The following is a 19,426-nucleotide window of genomic DNA, read 5'->3' as shown; positions in this document are numbered from 1 at the left end:
AACATGAAAGCATTTAAACTGCTTTTTGCGCTAGTTATTGGCGCAGCTGTTTGCACACCCAGTTTTGCTAATCAAGGTTATCAAACTCCATCGCCCGCACTGGCTGCTGTGGTTGATGCTAAGCTTGCACCGAGTAGTTATTTATCGAATGATGGCCAGTGGCTGGCGTTATTTGATAGAAAACGCATCGATACCTTACAAGACTTAGCCAAAGAAGAGTTGAAACTTGCGGGTATTAAGCTTAATCCTGCTAATTTTTCGCGCTCACGAGTGCGTAATAAGTTTACATCGTTAGTGCTCAAGCATGTTGAAACCGGTTCTGAAATTGTTGTATCTGGTTTGCCTAATGGCATTTTACGCTCACCAAGTTGGTCAAGCGATAGTCAATACTTGGCGTTTGTGGTTGAGCAAGCATCGAGTGCTAACTTATGGGTTTATAATGTAAGTACTAAGCAAGCCCGCCAGTTAAGTGATACACCACTTAATTCAGTGCTAACGCGCACGCCTTATACTTGGTTGCCAGATAGCAGCGCCATTGTAGCTAATGCAGCGGTTAATATTGGTAAAGCACGTATCAGCAACGACAGCTCGCAGATTGTACCAGTTATTCAGCAAAGTAGTGGTGAAAAAGCGCCTGCGCGTACTTATCAAAACTTGTTAACTAGCCCATATGATGAAGCACAATTTAAGTTTTTTGCACAAAGCCAGCTGACTTATATTCCGCTTAGTGGTCAAGGCCAACCAATTGGTCAACCGGGCTTAATTAAATCGTTTTCGGTCTCACCTGATTCAACCAATATTTTGGTTGGCATGATTGATGAGCCTTTTTCTTATCAAGTGCCTTACAGCCGATTTGCAGCGACTTGGCAAATTTGGGGTATGCGTGGCTATACGCTAGCAGAGCTTGCGAAGCAGCCTTTAGCAGATAACATTCCACAAGGTTATGACAGTGTGCGTACTGGTCGCCGCGAATTTCAATGGCGAGCAGATCAAGGCGCTGAAGTCATTTGGGCAGAAGCACAAGACGGCGGTGATATGAAAACCGACGTGCCTCATCACGATTACCTTTATAGCCTAAGAGCACCATTTAAACGTGATGCTAAGTTATTTGCTAAAGTTGAACGCCGTTTTGACTCAATAACTTGGGGTAACGGTAATGTTGCTTTGTTATCTGAATGGCGCTTTAGCGACCGACAAGTTCGCACATTTGTTATTCAACCACGTAATGCAGATAAAAATCGCGTGTTATTTTCTGAGCGCAGCTATAACGATGCCTACAAAAACCCAGGTTACCCAATTTATGAAAAAAATGATTTAGGCGCTGATGTATTAAAAGTTGTTGGCGGGCGTTATCTTTTCTTACGCGGTAATGGTGCATCTGAAAAGGGCAATATTCCGTTTTTAGACCGTTATGATGTAAAAACCAATACCACAACACGCATTTGGCAATCAGAAGCGCCATACTATGAGCGTGTGCGTGCCATGCTTGATGATGAAGGCGAGCGTTTAATTACTATTCGCGAATCTAAAACTGAGCAACCTAACTTTTTTATTCGTGATTTAGACGATAAAACCCTGACTCAACTTACGACTTTTGAGCACCCTTACCCAGAATTTAAAGGGGTGACTAAAGAGCTAATTCGATACAAGCGTGATGATGGTGTTGAGCTTAGTGGTACGCTTTATTTGCCGCCGGGTTATGATTCAACTCAAGGCCCGTTACCGGTTCTAATGTGGGCTTATCCGCTTGAATATAAAGATAAAGCCGTTGCGTCACAAATGCGCGAGTCGCCTTATGAGTTTACTTATATCGGTTATTGGGGGCCAATGCCTTATCTTGCAAAAGGTATTGCTGTATTTGACGACCCGAAAATGCCAATTGTGGGTGTTGATGGTAAAGAGCCAAACGACTTATTCCGTAAGCAGCTGGTGGCAAGTGCTAAGGCAGCGGTTGATGTACTTGTTGAAAAAGGTGTGGCAGATAAAAACAAAATTGCCATTGCTGGTCACTCTTATGGTGCCTTTATGGTGGCGAATTTATTAGCGCACAGCGACTTATTTAAAACCGGTATTGCCCGCAGTGGTGCTTACAATCGCACCCTAACGCCATTTGGTTTCCAAGGTGAAGAGCGTGATTTTTGGCAAGCGCAAGATGTGTATGCGGCTATGTCACCGTTTTTCCACGCTGAGAAAATCAATGAGCCTATGCTGATGATCCACGGTCAAGAAGATCCAAACTCGGGTACCTTCCCAATGCAAAGTGAGCGTATGTATGCTGCATTAAAAGGCCTAGGTAAAGAAGCCCGCTTAGTAATGTTACCTTATGAGGCGCATGGCTATCGTGCCCGTAAGAGCTTGCTGCATGTGCTTTGGGAGCAAGAGCAGTGGTTAGATAAATACTTATTAAGTGACGAAAAACCCGCAGAGCCAGTTGCCGCTGAAGGTGTTACTCAGTAATTAGTAAAATATTAAAAATCCCCGTCTTATAGCGGGGATTTTTGTATTGCCTACTTGCATATTCTTATCCGTAGATAAGCGGTAAGCAAATAAGAGGAAATGTTGTTCATGTTTATAATTCCAGATACCGACAAGAAAATTCGAGCAAAGATATCTAGCTATAAATACTAAAACTACGTTAATCACGTACAGGTTTGCTATCTGTACGTTGTTTGCGTATACTTTGCCAATGAAAAGTGTATTTGTTGAATCAACTATATTTGAAAAGTACCGTAACGAGTATCTCAGCGATGAAGAGTTTAGGGTTTTCCAAGCTGAATTAATGTCTAACCCTAAACAGGGTGATGTTATTCAAGGTACAGGTGGTTTACGTAAGGTGCGAGTTGCTGGCAAAGGTAAGGGCAAACGCGGTGGCTTTCGTGTTGTTTATTATTTTCTTGATGACAAACATCGTTTCTACTTGTTGACCATTTATGGTAAGAGTGAAATGTCTGATTTAACAGCAGATCAAAAGAAACATTTAAAGGCTTTTATGGAGATTTGGCGTAATGAGCAGTCGTGATTTATTTGCAGAGTTAAGTTCTGCACTTGTTGAGGCTAAAGAGCACTCAGAGGGCAAGTTAACTCTTAAAACGCATCAAATTAACGACATAAGTGAGTTAGACATCTCACCTGATGAAATTGTAAGTATTCGTGAGCAATTTAATATGTCTCGGGGGGTCTTTGCTCGTTTGCTGCACACATCATCTCGCACCTTAGAAAATTGGGAGCAGGGGCGAAGTGCACCAAATGGGCAAGCAGTAACTCTTCTAAAGCTGGTTCAGCGTCATCCAGAAACTCTTTCGCACATAGCTGAGCTATAATTTCAAAGTAATGCTCGATAAAGACATGTGATTTTGACCTATTTTTTCTATCTAGATTCTAATACAAGTTTACACTTTAACATTTATTTTCCTGCTTAGGGCTAGGGTTAGCATGCAGATATTAACGAAATGCTGACTTCTATCATCACAATATACTCTCAAAGGGAGTCAGAAAAGTAAGTTAATTCATTGCTTTAGGTGGGGTTTTGATTGTTTGCTTGCGCCTAAATATGATTTTTAAAATAGCTCTGGCATTTTGAAAGTAAATTCAAGTATTACATTAAAGGAATAATGAAATGTTTATAATTCAACTAACGTTTTCTGATAATAAATCTCAAGCTAAAGATTTCATGGAAGGCCATAAAAAGTGGCTTCAGATAGGCTTTGATAAAGGTATTTTTGTATTATCTGGAAGCTTGCAGCCTAACGCAGGCGGCATTATTGCAGTCGATGTTTCAAAACAGGAGATCGAAGAAATTGTCGCTGAAGATCCTTTTGTAATCGAAAATGTAGTTAAATCTGAAATCATTGAGTTAACGCCATCTAAAGCTGATGAACGCTTATCATTTTTGCTTGATAATCGGTTTTAATTGCTCGCTTAACCAATCAATAAACACTCGGGTACGCCTTGGTAAATGGCGTCGATTTGGGTAGACGATATTCATAGGCATGGGCGGCAAATTATAGTCAGGTAAAACTTGGATAAGTTCACCACGGCTGAGCTCGTCAAGAACTCCATGACGAGGCACTTGAATAAGGCCAAGCCCTGCTAAGCACGCTGCTTTGTAGGCATCCGTATTGTTAACTGTAAGCTGTGATTTCATGGCGAGAGTTTGCCAATCGCCTTGTGTATCTTGGTATTCAAAGCCGGGGTCAAGTTGGCCGAGTGTTTGGCTATAGCGAACAATGTAGTGCTCGGCTAAATCGCTAAGTTCTGTGATGTTGCCGTGTTTTTTAATATAACCTGGGCTTACACAGTTAATCATCGGGCAGTGGCCAATTTTTTTCGCAATCAGCGATGAGTCTTCTAAATTACCGACTCGCACTACACAATCAAAGCCTTCTTCAATTAGGTTAACTCGTCTGTCAGAACTACTCAGTTCAATCTCTAATTGCGGGTGTGCAGATAAAAAGCTGTCTAGATTCGGTAGCACTAAACGTCTGCTAATTGGCTGTGGCATATCTACTCTAAGACGCCCTGATAACGCTTCGTCTTTTTTATGAAATAGGGTTTGTAGTTCGTCTATATCAGCAAGCATATCTTTGCAGCGCTGATAAAAAACCGTGCCTTCGTTGGTCAGCGTAACTCGTCTTGTTGTGCGGTTTAGAAGCCGAGCACCTAACGTATCTTCGAGTTGTTTGACCAACTGCGAGACAGATGATTTAGGCATGCTCAGTGCAAGTGCTGCAGCTGAAAAGCTTTTTAGCTCTGCAACCTGAACAAAGGTTTTCATGGCATTCAGTTCATTCATGATTGTTTGTTATTTGCGAACAGTTAATTCAATTTTACATGGTTTATCTGAATTTGCAGTGTAAATATACTGGTTGCTCACAATTACTTCAAAGCAAAAGGTAAACATGATGAGCAATAGAATTGCAGTGATCACTGGTGGTAATCGCGGTTTAGGTAAAAATACAGTTTTAAGTTTGGCACGTAAGAACATTGATTGCGTATTTACTTACAGAAGTCATAAAGATGAAGCACAGCAGGTTGTAGAAGAAGTAGCTGCACTGGGGGCAAAAGCCGTCGCCATTCAACTTGATGTGAGCGATATTTTAGGTTTTGCTGAATTTAAACAAACACTTGAAAGTACCTTGGCAACACAATGGCAAACATCTCGATTTGATTATTTAATTAATAACGCAGGCCATGGTAGTGACAGTGCATTTGCTGATACCAGTGAAGCTATGTTTGATAATTTGATGAATGTACATGTAAAAGGGGTGTTTTTCTTAACGCAAACATTGCATGAGATGATCAATGATGGCGGGCGTATTATTAACTTATCTTCAGGGCTGACACGTTTTGCATTACCAGGAAAAGCGGTCTACGCCACCATGAAAGGGGCCGTTGAGGTATTAACCAAATACATGGCAAAAGAACTTGCTGGTCGCAATATTGCCGTGAATGTTGTCGCACCTGGTGCAATTGCCACTGATTTTGGCGGTGGTGCTGTCCGTGATAATGAGCATGTAGCTCAATTAGTCAGTTCATTTACAGCCATGGGACGCGTTGGCCAAGCCGATGATATTGGCCCTATGATTGCGCAATTACTCGGTGATGAAAACCGTTGGGTAACCGGGCAACGAATAGAAGCATCGGGCGGTATGTTTTTATAAGCCTGTTAGCAATCGCGTGTTTGTTTGCTTATTTAAGTGAATGTGATTTAATCGCTTTCTCTTTTTAAGCAATAAACATGTGATTGCATTTATGCTCGATTTAGCAGTACTCGCGGTTTTTATTCCGACCTTTTTCTTTGTTTCTATTACACCCGGTATGTGTATGACGCTCGCTATGACGTTGGGGATGAGTGTGGGCGTTAGACGTACGCTTTGGATGATGGTAGGCGAGGTGTTAGGCGTTGCCACGGTAGCCATTGCTGCGGTGATAGGGGTTGCCAGTATTATGCTTAATTACCCTGAGTTATTTGCCTTTTTAAAATACCTAGGTGGCGCGTACTTAATATACTTAGGTGTTAATATGTGGCGCGCTAAAACCAGCTTTAAACCTAACGATGATACACAGCAACAAATTGGTCGTGGGCAATTATTTTCGCAGGGTTATATCACTGCCATTGCAAACCCAAAAGGGTGGGCATTTATGATTTCTCTATTGCCTCCGTTTATTAATGTTGATTTAGCGGTTGCCCCTCAGCTTGCGGTATTAGTGAGCATTATTATGCTGAGCGAATTTATCTGTATGTTGATTTACGCAACAGGGGGTAAAAGCTTAAGGCTGTTTTTGGATAAAGGCGATAATGTGAAGTGGTTAAACCGTATTGCTGGCGCGTTAATGATGTGTGTGGGCGTTTGGCTGGCGCTAGGTTAATACTAATTTGGATGATACCCATCCGAATACGGCAAATGGGTATTATCCTTGTAGCGTCTTAATCAACTAATTCAACTTGCTTAGACACATGGTTAAAACACAGTTTTAATGTATCAATGGCAGTTTTTGTTTTTGCCGCTAAGCTGTCTCTGGCTGGTGTTACGGCATAAACAGTGTAATTTGGCATTGCCCACTCAGGTGCGATTTCAACCAGCTCTTTCGATTTTAGTAAATGCCTGACTTCTGGCTCTGGTAATACGCCATAGCCAACACCATCACACACTAATTTAATTAAGCTTTGCATATTATTTACGGTGATCTTTGCTTTCGGTAACGGCTTGCTTGCCAGCGTTGACGGGTTAAACGCATTACTGTCGGCGTTGCTGTGGGCGATACGGGCAAAGTTGCCAAGGTCTTCCCAATTGGCTTTATCGAGTTTGCTAATTGCATGGTCTTTATGAGCACATAGCTTTAACGGCCAAGTTGCTAATTTACGAGCAACGAGGTTTGAGTCAGTTAATGGGCCAATCGCAATCGCTAGGTCAGCGCCGCATTTGATCATATCTATTGGCTCATCAGTCAAAATTAACTGAATACGTAAATCATCAAACTCGTTAATTAAGCGATCTAATGGCTCGCTTAATAGGCCACCGCCAAACCCCACTGGCGCAACTAATTTGAGCTCGCCACTAGGCTTATTTTGTAATTGTTGCAATTGCGTACTGGCCTGATCCGCCAGTGCCAGTATTTTTAAACAGCTTTGATAATACAGATGGCCCGCTTCGGTTAAAGTCAGTTCGCGCGGGCTGCGGTTAAATAGGCTTAATCCGATTTCTTGTTCTAATTGCTTAATGTGTTGACTGACAGCCGATGTGGTCATCGATAACTCTGCAGCTGCACTGCTCATGTTGCCTGTTTCAACAGTACGAGAAAATACACGCAATGTTTTTATCAGCTTGGAATTCATGGTTCAGGCCTTCTTAATTCAGTTTTAAGAAATCGTAAATTGTGAAAATCGGGACTTCTCATTAGTATGCAAACGCTAATTATTATCATTTATAAACAAAAAGTCACGGAGTATTATTATGACGAGGGTTGTTTCTTCTGTTTTACCACTCACCGCTGCTGTGTTAGCAGGTCTTTCCCATTTTGCATACGCTGATGACAAAAAACAAGACATGGAAGTAATAGTTGTATCGGCTTCCGGTTACGAGCAAATGCTTAAAGAGGCGCCAGCCAGTATCAGTGTTATTGACCGTGAGCAGCTTGAAAAACGTTTTTACCGAGATCTAACCGATGCAATGACCGACGTTCCCGGTGTAGTTGTCACAGGTGGTGGCGACAGAAAAGATATCAGTCTTCGCGGGATGGCAAGTCAATATACTTTGATTTTAATTGACGGCCAGCGTCAAACCTCACGCGAAACTCGTCCAAACAGTGATGGCCCAGGTGTAGAAGGGGCATGGACTCCACCTATTTCAGCAATTGAGCGTATCGAGGTTATTCGCGGTCCTATGTCTTCACTATATGGCTCAGATGCAATTGGTGGTGTTATCAATATTATTACCCGTAAAACACCTGAAAAATGGTACGGCGAACTGCGTTTAGATAGCACGATTCAAGAATCAAGTGAATCGGGTAATATCAACCAAGGCAGCTTCTTCACTGCGGGTGGTTTAATTCCTGAGTTATTAGGTATGCAGTTATCTGGTCAGTTTTCAAAGCGTGACGAAGACGATTTCGAAGCCGGTTTTCGTGGTAAAGAGCAAAGCAATATCAAAGCAAAGTTTATCTTAACGCCCTCTGATAGCCATGAAATTATGCTTGAAGTAGGCTCTGCAAAACAAAAACTCGACGAAACATTAGGTAAAACAGTTGCTCCTTTAGCAGAAGGTGAAAGTTGTGGCCGTAATGGTTGCCCAGAGTCATCAACCACAGAGTACGACCAAGAAAGCTACTCACTAAGCCATAATGGTTTTTATGATTTTGGCTCATCACGCAGTTACTTAAAGTACGATAAATTCGATAATACCTCTCGTGAAATGTACGTCGAAAATACCGATGCGCAAACAAGTTGGACTTTACCGTTTACCAATCATAATGCAGCATTTGGTGCGTCATATTTAAAAGAAGAGCTGGACGATTATACCAGTAACCGCATTAGTGATTTAACGCACGTTGAGAACGAGCAGTGGTCAGTATTTGCAGAAGATGAATGGGCTGCAACCAAGCAGTTTAAACTCACTACCGGTCTTCGTTATGACCATGATGGCAATTTTTCAGGCCATTTCAGCCCACGTTTGTATGGTGTGTATACAGCGACTAAATCGTTGACGGTAAAAGGGGGGATCTCTACAGGCTTTAGAGCGCCAAATATTCGTCAATCTACCGCGGCCTGGGGGCAAGTGAGTCGAGGTGGTAATATTTACGGTAACCCAGATTTAAGCCCTGAAAAATCAGTAAACTACGAAATGGGTATCTACTATGATGCCAGCCGTGATTTATCGCTTTCAAGCACCGTATTTTACAACGAGTTTGAAGATAAAATTACCCGTATTTCGTGCCCACTCACTCAGTGTACTGATGGACCAAACCAGTTTGGTTCAATGCCAACGACCTATGTCAATGTGGATGAAGCCGTTACGCAAGGCTTTGAGTTATCAGTATCTTACGACATTACCAGTGAGCTTGATGTCAGTGCCAACTACACCTACACCGATTCTGAGCAAAAAACCGGTGAATACAAAGGCAGCCCACTTAACCAATTACCTAAGCATATTTTACAAACTTCAGTTAATTGGCGCCCGGTTGATAAGCTAGGTACCTGGCTGCGTGTTCATTACCGCGGCGAAGAAAGCCAGCCGACAACAGGCCCGTCGCAAGACAGCTTAATTGCGCCAGATTACACCTTGGCTGATATTGGTGGTAACTACGATTTAAGCCGCAGCATTAAGTTAGGATTTGGTGTTTACAATCTGTTTGATAAAGAAATCACCGAAGATGAATACGGATATGTTGAAGATGGTCGCCGTTATTGGCTATCAGTCGGGTTTAATTTTTAAGCCCATTCCTTAGCAAAAGCAAAGCCAACGAGTTCCGTTGGCTTTGTTAATGAAATTGGTTTTAGTTTTGAAAATAACAATAAACCCAGTGGTGCTACCTTTGGGTTGTTTTTTAATGGCTGTATAGCACTATAGTTATAGGTCGCTTTTTAAATAGTTCTACTACATTGAGTTAGTCATCAACTGACAGACAACAATGATAACGACTATAAAGGCGATATATGCAAAAAGTAACACAATTATGTAAACGAAAATCAGCGTCGTTTACTCCGCTCGCAGTGCTCTGTGCTGCTATTTTCTCACAGCCAAGTTTTGCAGGGAGTTGGCAGCAAAATGTCAGCATTGGTGGTTTTAATAATGTTCATATTTACACTCCTGATTCGCAATCAAGCATAGGCAATGGCCATTCTTTGATGCTGGTATTACATGGCTGCGTACAACCCATTAATAACTACTTAACTGCGAATCTTGAGGATGCAGCCGAAGCCCATGGCATGGTAATAGCCGTTCCTGATGCTATGAATAAAGCAGGCTATAGCTGCTGGTCATATTGGCAAGGAGCAATCAATAGAAGCTCTGGCGATTATAAGAATTTAATTAATTTAGCCAATGCATTAAGTGGTGATGCAGCGCGTAATATTGACCCTAAACAAGTGTATATTGCAGGCTTATCATCTGGAGCTGCAATGGCTGCACAAACGGCTTGTGTGGCGCCTGATGTATTTGCCGGAGTTGCACCAAGCGCCGGGCCAACTATCGGCACAAGTTCAAGTGGGGCAATTTCGACCTGTGAAACAGTGTCTGAAAACACCTTTGTATCCCGCTGTGAAAGCTATGCTGGCAGTTATAAAGATCATTTTGCCACACAAATAGCGGTGATTGGTCACGGTACGGCCGATACCACAGTCAATACCTGTTACAACCAGCAAAATGCAGATGGCTTTGCTGCCCTTTATGGGGTTAATCAACTTTCAGGCACGATGACAATAAGTGATGATGCAACGCGTACCGCTGAGCAGTCACTTTGGCAAGACAATCGGGTTGCTATGCTGTGGTTTAATAATTTGGATCATTCGTGGTCGGGCGGGCAAGGTGCGTCTGGCGATTATGTGGCGGCAAACAGTATTAATTTTGCAACCTATCTCGGTGAGTACTTCGCGGCTAATAATAAACGAGTTGATCGTAATGCAGGCCCTGAAATTAGTAATTTAACTGCCACAGACAGTAATAATCAGCTCACCATTACAGGCAGTGCAGTCGACCCAGAAGGCAGTGTAACGAATGTTGATATTAACGTGTATAGCCTAGCCGGTGGCGCGGCAAGCTTAATTGAGTCACTGAACGTGCAAGTCGATGCGAATAATACTTTTAGCGGGGTGACAAGTGCACTCAGCGATGGACTCTATGAAGTGCGTGTCAGTGCCACAGATAATGAAGCGAAACAAGGTGGTGAAGCTAATCTTACGGTACGCGTTGGACCAGAGCCTGCGGCAACAGCACCGCTACTGAGTGACACTGCGGCTAGTGTAAACGGGCAGTGCGCTACGGTAACCGGCACGGTGATTGATGATAATCAAAATTTAAGCACTGTCGTGGTCAGTTTTAGCAATGGTGATGTGACGGCTACAGTGAATGGGCTAGAGTACTTTGCTGAGCAATGCAATTTGGCTGGTGGCAATAATAGCGCAGTGATCACCGCAACTGATGATACTGCGCTGACATCAACAGATAGCATTAGTTTTGTCATCGATGCTGGCGTGACAGGCGATTACAATCTTCATATCAACGAAGGCCATATTAGCTGGGGCGAAGGTTACTCTGCCTGTTATTTAGCGTTTGGAACTGCCCCATTTACTATGCGTGAATATTCAGCGGGCACAAATCAATGTCAGTGGATTGCTGATGATGACTCAAGTTGTGCAGGGCCATTACAGGCATGCAAAACCACCACAGAACCGACTAATGACGCAGACAACGACGGTGTGCTCGACGGCGCAGATAATTGCCCGAATGTGGCGAATGCTGATCAAGCCGATAACGATAATGACGGGATCGGTAATGTGTGTGACAGCACTCCTGATGGTGAAACGAGTGACTCCGACAGCGATGGTGTCAGTGATAGCCTAGATAACTGCCCGCTGGTGGCCAATAGTGATCAGCTAGATAGTGATGCAGATGGTGTGGGTGATGCGTGTGACTCAACCCCGAATGGTGATTACCAATGCACTGAAACCACCTCAAGCAACTATGCGCATGTGCAAGCAAATCGCGCAACGACAAATGGCTCTTACGCCTATGCGGTGGGTTCAGGTGATAACCTAGGTCTTTATAACACTTTTTATACCAGTACCTTAGCGCAAACTAGTGCTGGGTATTATGAATTAGGTAATTGCCCTAATTAATAGATGTGTGTCGCCCAAACGGGCGACACTTTTTTCTAAACAGCGTTTAGAACTTATAGGTCAGAGTTAGGCTACCGTTTGTTGGCGCACCATAATAACCCACAGTTTGTAAGCTATTGATGTACTGCTCATCAGTAATATTATTAACGTTTGCTTGAACTGCAACTTGGTCATTAATATTCCAACGCGCGAAGGCGTTTAGCAGCGCGTAGCTACCTTGCTTAACATTGTAATCAGTGCTTTCGATTTTAGATTGCCAACGGCCATTTAAACCCACAACCATTGCATCTGTTAATTCATAATCCACTGTTACACCAACAACATCTCGAGGTGCCCATTTATTGGTGTCATCACCATTTTCATCTGTAACATCAATATGTGTATAAGATGCGACGATATTCATAGCGTCGGTGATTTTACCAGTGACTTCAAATTCATAGCCTTCTGACTCAATAGACACGCCTTCATAGTAATAAATACCATCTTCAGTGAGGCCCGCATATTGCGCAAAGTTATCTTGCTCTGCAGTAAAGTAGGCAAATGTTGTCATTAGGGCATCATCAAACCAAGAAGCCTTAACACCAGTTTCAAAGTTAGTGCCTTTGGTAGGTGCTAAGTATTGGCCGTTGTAATCAGCTTGCTCTTGCGGCTGATAAATATCTGAGTAACTAGCATATAAGTTTAAATCGTCGTTTAACTTATAGGTAAAACCGATATATGGGCTTGTTTCGCTTTCGTCATTATCGATTGATGCACCGGCATTCATACCTGAGCGTTCAAATTCAATAGCGTTAAAACCAACCACGGTAAATAATTTATCAGTAATATTTAACTGAGCAGAGCCAAAGTAACGAGTTAGCTTTTGTTCAATATCTGAATACAGAACCGGCGTTAACCATTCAGGTTCAGGGATCGCATCTAAATCGTACGGAAACGCAGGAGTTGGTCCATAAGCTGGTGTATTATCAAAATCAAACGGGTGTTGATACATCACATCATCACTTTTTGCATGGCTTACACCAAAGCTTGCTTGGTGCTCTTTACCAAACAGTTCAAAGGCACCAAATGCTTTGATTTCAAATAAATCAGCATCTACTTCACTGTCGTAACGACCCGGCCAACCACTTAGGCCAAGATTGGTGTCTTTATCAATGCTGCCACTGGCATAAAATAGTTTGTCTTGCTCTTCAAAACCACGGAAGTTGTAGCTCGCTTGAAGCTGCCATGCGTTTGCAAAAACATAGTTGTATTCAACAAATGCAGAGGTGTTAATGGTGTCCCACATTGTCCACTCTTGGGTGGTTGTGTCGCTGACATCCCATTTAGCTTGCGTACCATCTGTATAGTTATAAACAAGGCCACCCCAAGTATTGCCATCGGTATCTGCGTCTTGATATGAGTAACCGATAGTAACCGTTGAGTTATCAGTAAGCTGACCATCTACCACCGCAGAGAAAAACTCGCGATTGTTCTCAAGACCATCCAGATATGATTCTTTGCCTTCTGCGGCAGCCACAAAACGAGCAGCCCAACTACCTGATTCGGTTAATAATAGTGAGTAGTCAGCTTGTAAACGTTTAAAATCCCATGAGCCAACAGAGACACCGATTTCGCCGCCGTTTTCGTTTTTAGGGCGTTTGCGTACATAGTTAAGCGTGCCCGATGCATTACCTACACCAGTAAGTAAGCCGTTGGCACCACGAATCACTTCAATTTTTTCGTAGCCGTAAGCTTCCATTGCGCCGGTAACGATACCCCAGTCATTCGGTAAGCCAACCCCATCGATTTGTGTATTCTTAATTTCAAAACCACGTGATGTATAGTTGGTACGGTTAGTTTCCCATTCTTCAACATTGATACCTGGCGCTAAGCGTAAAGCATCATTAATGTTAAAAGCAGAATAATTTTTTAATTGCTCAGCAGAGATCACACTGATTGATTGCGGAGTTTCATCAATTTCTAGCGCTAAACCTGTCGCGCCTTCACTAATACGGTTTTGTCGAATACCTACAATTTCGATTTTTTCGAGATTAGCCTCTACGTCAGTCGTTTGCTCTGCAAAACTGATTTGAGGGTAAAGTGCACAAAGAATAGCGGTTGCAATAGGCAACTGAGTGAATTTCATTTTTATCTCCGCGTGTTATTAGCAAATTTTTATAGGGTTATTGTTTTCAATAAGGAAACAATTGGCGGGTAAGTTATCACAACTGATAATAGTTATCATCACTATTCACCGCAAAAGTGGTATGTTAATACAAATAAATGTAACAAATTATGTCGGAGAGTTTTGTCTGTATGAAAAGGCAAGTTTATACCAATTCGCTTAATTAAGTGGTCTATTTTGAGGCAATAAAACCTCGTTGGTAACAAGGCAAAAATTTCGTTATTTAGTTGTTCTCGGCAATTGCTCCTGCATTGCTCTACCTTCTGCATCCATGCAGTCGTAAATCAGAAATTTTAACGCAGGTAGCGACAGGTTTAATCCCTCAAAATGATTAAGTATTATTGTGGATTGGTATTACTAATTAGATATGAAAAAGGCGCCTCGAGGCGCCTAGATTTAGGAGTATTTATTTTCTGCGGATACTAAAGTTATCTGGACCTCTACTTGTAATAGATTGAGCAAGGCTCACTTCCTCTATATCCATTACTTGTACCTGTTCTTTGGCATGAACCACTTCAGAATCTAAAGATTGCTCTTCGTGTAAGAAATAGAAGTGCTCACCAATTTGAGCTCCTTCATGGTTAATACCGGCTTGATACAGGCTATATTGTTTGTTACCTGCGCGAGTCTCAAGAGTACCCGTTGTACCTGAGCCAGGAAGAATCGCAAAGTAAGCAACACGTTCATTACGGTGGCCTTCATTTAGAGTATCTTGCTCATAAAATGCGGCACTAAAACCTGCATTATTTAAGCCTGCAACGCGCGTATAAACTGTATGAGGGCCATTAAAAGTTTGTGTTTGCAAGAATATATGTGGTTTTGCTGTAAATGCTTCGCTAAATTCTACCGCTTTATAAGCTTTAGTATCGTTTAAAATAAAGCTGCCAATTTCAACGATAGTACCATCGCTCATTGTGTAGCGACCTTCGTCCATTGTTAAGAAGTCAAACGACTCAATATTAGGGTGACCTTGGCCGTCTTGCAGAAATTGCCACTCTTGGAAAGATACAGAATATCCCGTTGGTGATACGTCAGTTAAACGGTTTGTACCACCGTGTTTACCATTAAATGTTGGCGCAGAGGTAAATACAGCTGGTGCGGTAAATTCTTGATCACCAAAGTCATAGCTTTTCCAGTTGCTATCTAGCTGTTTAATCACTGCTTCTGAATAGTAAGGGATTAGTTCACTCGGTAATGAGCAGCTAGGCTCTACATCACATGCTACAGCATTTTGCGTATTGGTCGTTAAGTCGTTAATGCGAACTGGTAGTGTTGCTACAAGGCAGGTTTCGCCTGAGTACGGATCTAAACGGTATAGCTTAGATTCGTTTTTATCGCCATGGTCATTGATGACAGAGCGGCTGATCACAAGGTCGCCATTGTTATTAACTGTCGCACCACCTACCGCGATTAGCTCATGTTTTGAAAGCTCGGTAGCCGCAAAGCTTGTGCGGTCAATACTGTAAACTGAGGTTGTGGTTATTAGCAAAAGCTCGCCATTTTTAACGACTAAATCAGCGCGGCTCAAGCCATCAAGGTCGCTATAATCAGCCAGCACAGTTGCTTCGCCAGTGTTTTTATCAATGCTATAAAGCTTGGTAAAACTTACTGCAAGTAATGAATCAGAGCTTGCATCATAGGTCATACCAATTACAGATTTAGTTGTACCAACAACAACATGTTCACCTGTCGCATGATCTAAGTAGGCCAAGCGACTATATTTGAATTTATCTGCACGAATTGGTAGGTGAGAAAACTGCTCATCACTAATGTCTAGGTGACTTACATCAACTTTGTACTGTAGCGGAATAGGTGAAGAAGCATAATAAGTACGATTTGTTGAAGCATCATAGGCAATCGCTGCAGAGCTAAACTGAGCGATTGAATGTGCCGTAGCCGACTTGTTTTGCTCGTCAAGGCTAAATACAACACCGGTTTCACCACGGCCCGAGTTCATTGCAAAAATTTCGCCCTGACAGCTTGCTGCCATAGCATTTGATGCAGCGAATGTACTTGCAACTGCAAGGCTTGAAATTAACAAGTTAGTTTTTATCGACATAAGTAAATCCCACTATTAGGTTTGTTGCGACACAAAGAGATAAGACCACTTTGTATTAATAGTGAGCATTATAGTGAGAACCCTCACTTTACGAATGCCGATAAAAGCTGTTTTTGAGTCTAAAATTTAATCTTTAAGTATTAAAAAATGCATAGAAAATGTTAAATTAGCTGTTTTTCTGACTTTTCTGATCTTCTGAATTGCTCGACATTGAGCTGCCAACCGAGGCGGTAATCACTAATAAAATAGCTAGCCACTGCCACACGCTTAAAAATTCACCTAGGATTATAAAGCCAGCCAATGCTGCAACCGCCGGCTCTAAACTCATCATAATGCTAAAGCCTTGCGCTGGCATATTACGTAGTGCCACCATTTCTAGCGTATAGGGTAGTGCACTTGACATGACTGCAACTAAAATACCGAGCGGTAAAACTTCCCAACTCAATAGTGCAACTCCTTGAGAAGCAGCGCCGTAAGGCACAAGTACAATCGCGGCGACGCTCATACCCATGGCAACGGTCATTCCGCCTGAACCTTGGTTTCCGGTCTTTTTGCCAAACAATATATAAAACGCCCAACACGCTCCCGCCGCAAGGGCTAAAATAACGCCAACTGGGTCGAGGCTGTCTTCGCCTGTCATATCTGGGAGTAATAAAATTATGCCAGCAATGGCGCAGGCTACCCAAAATAGGTCGCGTTTTTTACGTGACGAAAGAAGAGCAACCGCAAGGGGGCCAGTAAACTCTAGCGCTACACCTATCCCTAAAGGAATACGTTCAATCGCGTAATAAAACAGAATATTCATGCCACCTAAACTCAAGCCATAAACGATGATAGGCATCCGTTGTCCAATAGGCGGAAATGCGCGCCAAGGTTTAAACACAAGGCACAAAATAGCTGCTGAAAAGCCTAAGCGCAGTGCTGTGGTGCCTTCAGGGCCAATTAAAGGGAATAATTGCTTTGCAACAGAGGCTCCAGATTGAATGGTAACCATTGCGAGGAGCACGCAAATAACAGCAATAAAAAACGGTGGAATGGTGCGCTGCATCACTGTCCTTATGAAAGTTAATAGCTCAAGTTTGCGGCGATTCTACTGATGTTTTATTGGAGAAGAAATGTTTTTCGTTAAACGGACACAGATTTTCGATAAAGCAAAAGTATGGGTATCAAATTGCTTTGATACCCATACTCAGAATGCTTAAATTTGGCTTGCTTGTTCAAAGGCCGGCATGATGGTTTGCGTGGTCTGTTTTTGTTGCTGGCGTTTGGCTATGTTAAAGAAAATAGCAGCAAATATAGCAGCGACAATATCAACCATATAACTTGAGTAAAAAAGCGAATTAACGTCACTTAAGGCAAGTTTTAAAAGTGTAGATAACACCATTAACGCACACAGGCTCGCTAGCATGTAAAAGCCAGCAGTGGTTGCCTTTTGTACAGGCTTTAAGAAGCTATATATCACAAAAGCAAAAAATGCTGCGTAGTAACTGTACAGGGTGGCATAGTTTGTGTTGCTCACAAGAGCAGATAGCCATTTGGCAGCAACGAGTGTGAAAGCGACGGCTATCATAGACCCTAAACAAACACCAATAGTGAGCCTAGCCATAAACAAGGTACTGCGTTTATTGGGATCTTTTTTAAAGCGTTTGTCTATCCACAGTAGATTACCCGAATAGAATAAGAAGGCGCCAAGTAATCCCATAATAAAGTAGCCCCAACGCCCCCAGTCTCCACCATAGGTACCAAAATGGAGTGAGAAAATACTGGCAACCATGTTACCCCACACCGCATCTTCGCCTTGCGGATAGCTTGAATTAACCACTTCTAATGTGTACGGGTTCATAAATAAGTAATCAGTATCTGGGCCACGTACTACCGCATTATTGTTACTCATCATAAACACCGCAGAAGGTGATGCTGAATTTAAATTACTATAGCGAATATGGATTGGCTCATAGCCAGGGGCATAGTTTTTCGCTGCAAGTACTTGCTCATCTACACGTGGTAAGTTTTCAAAATGAAAACTTTGCGCGGCAGGTGTAGGGCGCTGAAACAATGGCTTACCATCATAAAATTGCGCTAAACCACCATAAATAAAATCATGAAACGCAAACACCACCACAGTAAATGCAATGACTAAATGAAACGGTAAACTGGCGATACCAATAAGGTTATGGCTATCGAGCCAAAATCGACTAGGCCCTTTTTCTTTACGCAGTGCAAAAAAGGTTTTAACTAATGTCGGCAGTAAAATAATTACCCCAGAGACCAAAGCTAAAAAGTACAAAACACAGGCAATGCCAAGAATATAAACACCAGATTGGTCATGGCCAATTTCGCCTATAAAACCAGCTGTACGGTGTAAATAATCAACTAAATCGGCAAGTTCGTTTTCGGTTTGTGCGCTGACGTTTAAACTGCCATCAGCATTTAGATGGGCGAAGTTGAGTTGTTTATCAAGCTCCATGCCTCGGGCATTGCCTTTGATATACCACGAAAGAGGTGCATCTTGGGTATGTAAATCAAGGTTAAAGCCTTTAGCAAGTTGTTCGCCATGTTCATTAATTGCCGTATCTACTAGGGTTTGGTAGTCATAATCAGAGCTGGTGATTTTAGGAGCTTGAATAGGTGCTGCCCATTGCTGGATTTCGTGTTTGAACATGGTCAAACTGCCTGCATAAAAACCAATAAACAGCACTAAACCTGCAATGATGCCTGTCCATGTGTGTACACCTTGATAGGTGCGAAGAATATCCGATCTTACTTTCATGATGCACTCCTTAGCATAAAAAACACGCCATAAAGCAGCACAGTTAAGCTGCCAAGCACAAGCCACGCTTGCTTTGCCGAGTTGAATAAATAACTAAAACTAAAAATGGTTAGCCAAACAGGCGTGATCATCCACATGTTAAATTGCACTTTATCGCGAGCATCAATGCCTCCTGGGCCATACCAAGCAAAAAATGCAACGAAAATAAATGAGAGGGCTAGCCCTAAAAATGCACCCGCTAGGGTTTTCCCTAACCAAGTTGGTTGGCGTTTAGATGAGCGTGTCATGAATTATCCTTTTCTTTTCAGCAGGCTAATAAAAGGGATCAGCATCAACATTAGCATGATGCTCAAGATGATGAAGAACACGGCTGCAGTGGTTGATAGCTGTTTAAAGGCAAGAATTAATGCGCAAACGGTTAACGCAAATGAAAGTAATCGCCATTGTTTTTTTATTGGTTTTTTAAAAAATCGCTGCTGCTTTCTGGTGAAGTAGAAAATACTGACAGCTAAAACGACAAGCAGGGTAACGGTAAAAATGAGCATAAGATTATAGTTTTAGTTGATGTTAAATCTAATTGTAAATGATAACTAAACTCAA

At 42.3% G+C, this 19,426-nt stretch carries 15 protein-coding genes; 8 read left to right on the top strand and 7 right to left on the bottom strand.

The window, feature by feature from the left end; all coding sequences use genetic code 11:
- The first annotated feature begins 3 nt into the window (after positions 1–3).
- The 4 genes from HUS61_RS07310 to HUS61_RS07295 all read left to right on the top strand — a co-directional run bounded on the left by HUS61_RS07310 (position 4) and on the right by HUS61_RS07295 (position 3,910).
- On the top strand, positions 4–2,457 hold the full coding sequence (locus tag HUS61_RS07310) for a prolyl oligopeptidase family serine peptidase (RefSeq protein WP_175081677.1): 2,454 nt from the start codon (positions 4–6) through the stop codon (positions 2,455–2,457).
- Positions 2,458–2,686: 229 nt separating this feature from the next.
- Positions 2,687–3,019 (top strand): type II toxin-antitoxin system RelE/ParE family toxin, encoded by a 333-nt coding sequence (locus HUS61_RS07305; RefSeq protein WP_175081676.1) that lies wholly within the window; start codon positions 2,687–2,689, stop codon positions 3,017–3,019.
- A complete protein-coding gene (locus HUS61_RS07300; RefSeq protein WP_062565786.1) occupies positions 3,006–3,320 on the top strand; it encodes a DNA-binding transcriptional regulator in 315 nt (104 codons plus the stop codon). The genes HUS61_RS07305 and HUS61_RS07300 overlap by 14 nt, the downstream gene beginning before the upstream one ends.
- Positions 3,321–3,616: 296 nt before the next feature.
- A complete protein-coding gene (locus HUS61_RS07295; protein ID WP_175081675.1) occupies positions 3,617–3,910 on the top strand; it encodes a YciI family protein in 294 nt (97 codons plus the stop codon).
- On the opposite strand, the gene HUS61_RS07290 is transcribed toward HUS61_RS07295, so the two are convergent.
- Positions 3,884–4,792, bottom strand: coding sequence for a LysR family transcriptional regulator (locus HUS61_RS07290; protein ID WP_175081674.1), 909 nt, complete (start codon positions 4,790–4,792; stop codon positions 3,884–3,886). The genes HUS61_RS07295 and HUS61_RS07290 overlap by 27 nt on opposite strands.
- Positions 4,793–4,898: 106 nt before the next feature.
- Here HUS61_RS07290 and HUS61_RS07285 point away from each other — a divergent pair, with 106 nt between their 5' ends.
- Positions 4,899–5,660 (top strand): SDR family NAD(P)-dependent oxidoreductase, encoded by a 762-nt coding sequence (locus tag HUS61_RS07285; protein ID WP_220094647.1) that lies wholly within the window; start codon positions 4,899–4,901, stop codon positions 5,658–5,660.
- A gap of 91 nt (positions 5,661–5,751) precedes the next feature.
- A complete protein-coding gene (locus HUS61_RS07280) occupies positions 5,752–6,369 on the top strand; it encodes a LysE family translocator (RefSeq protein ID WP_054562642.1) in 618 nt (205 codons plus the stop codon).
- A 58-nt stretch (positions 6,370–6,427) separates the two neighbouring features.
- Here the strand turns inward: HUS61_RS07280 and HUS61_RS07275 are convergent, their stop codons facing one another.
- Positions 6,428–7,336 (bottom strand): LysR family transcriptional regulator, encoded by a 909-nt coding sequence (locus HUS61_RS07275; RefSeq protein ID WP_058584682.1) that lies wholly within the window; start codon positions 7,334–7,336, stop codon positions 6,428–6,430.
- 118 nt (positions 7,337–7,454) lie between these two features.
- On the opposite strand from HUS61_RS07275, the gene HUS61_RS07270 reads away from it, so the two are divergent.
- Positions 7,455–9,431: a ligand-gated channel protein gene (locus tag HUS61_RS07270; protein ID WP_175081673.1), complete on the top strand. Its 1,977-nt coding sequence runs from the start codon at positions 7,455–7,457 to the stop codon at positions 9,429–9,431.
- A gap of 221 nt (positions 9,432–9,652) precedes the next feature.
- Entirely contained in the window at positions 9,653–11,833 is a 2,181-nt protein-coding gene (locus HUS61_RS21525) for a PHB depolymerase family esterase (protein ID WP_220094646.1), read from the top strand.
- Positions 11,834–11,879: 46 nt separating this feature from the next.
- Here HUS61_RS21525 and HUS61_RS07255 read toward each other — a convergent pair whose 3' ends face one another.
- From HUS61_RS07255 to HUS61_RS07235, 5 genes are all read right to left on the bottom strand, one after another.
- The gene (locus tag HUS61_RS07255; protein WP_175081672.1) at positions 11,880–13,958 is read right to left on the bottom strand and encodes a TonB-dependent siderophore receptor; all 2,079 of its coding nucleotides are present in this window, start codon (positions 13,956–13,958) and stop codon (positions 11,880–11,882) included.
- 445 nt (positions 13,959–14,403) lie between these two features.
- Complete coding sequence (locus tag HUS61_RS07250; RefSeq protein WP_175081671.1) at positions 14,404–16,056, bottom strand: hypothetical protein; 1,653 nt, start codon at positions 16,054–16,056, stop codon at positions 14,404–14,406.
- A 166-nt stretch (positions 16,057–16,222) separates the two neighbouring features.
- Positions 16,223–17,104 carry a DMT family transporter gene (locus tag HUS61_RS07245; protein WP_175081670.1) on the bottom strand — a complete coding sequence of 294 codons (882 nt, stop codon included), beginning with the start codon at positions 17,102–17,104 and terminating at the stop codon, positions 16,223–16,225.
- Between the two features lie 150 nt (positions 17,105–17,254).
- Positions 17,255–18,826: a PepSY domain-containing protein gene (locus HUS61_RS07240; protein ID WP_175081669.1), complete on the bottom strand. Its 1,572-nt coding sequence runs from the start codon at positions 18,824–18,826 to the stop codon at positions 17,255–17,257.
- On the bottom strand, positions 18,823–19,113 hold the full coding sequence (locus tag HUS61_RS07235) for a hypothetical protein (RefSeq protein ID WP_175081668.1): 291 nt from the start codon (positions 19,111–19,113) through the stop codon (positions 18,823–18,825). Before HUS61_RS07235 ends, HUS61_RS07240 begins: the two co-directional genes overlap by 4 nt.
- Positions 19,114–19,426: the final 313 nt, after the last annotated feature.

Source organism: Pseudoalteromonas sp. 0802 (assembly GCF_013350085.1).
Lineage (GTDB): Bacteria > Pseudomonadota > Gammaproteobacteria > Enterobacterales > Alteromonadaceae > Pseudoalteromonas.
This window is presented reverse-complemented; position numbering and strand designations above follow the sequence as displayed.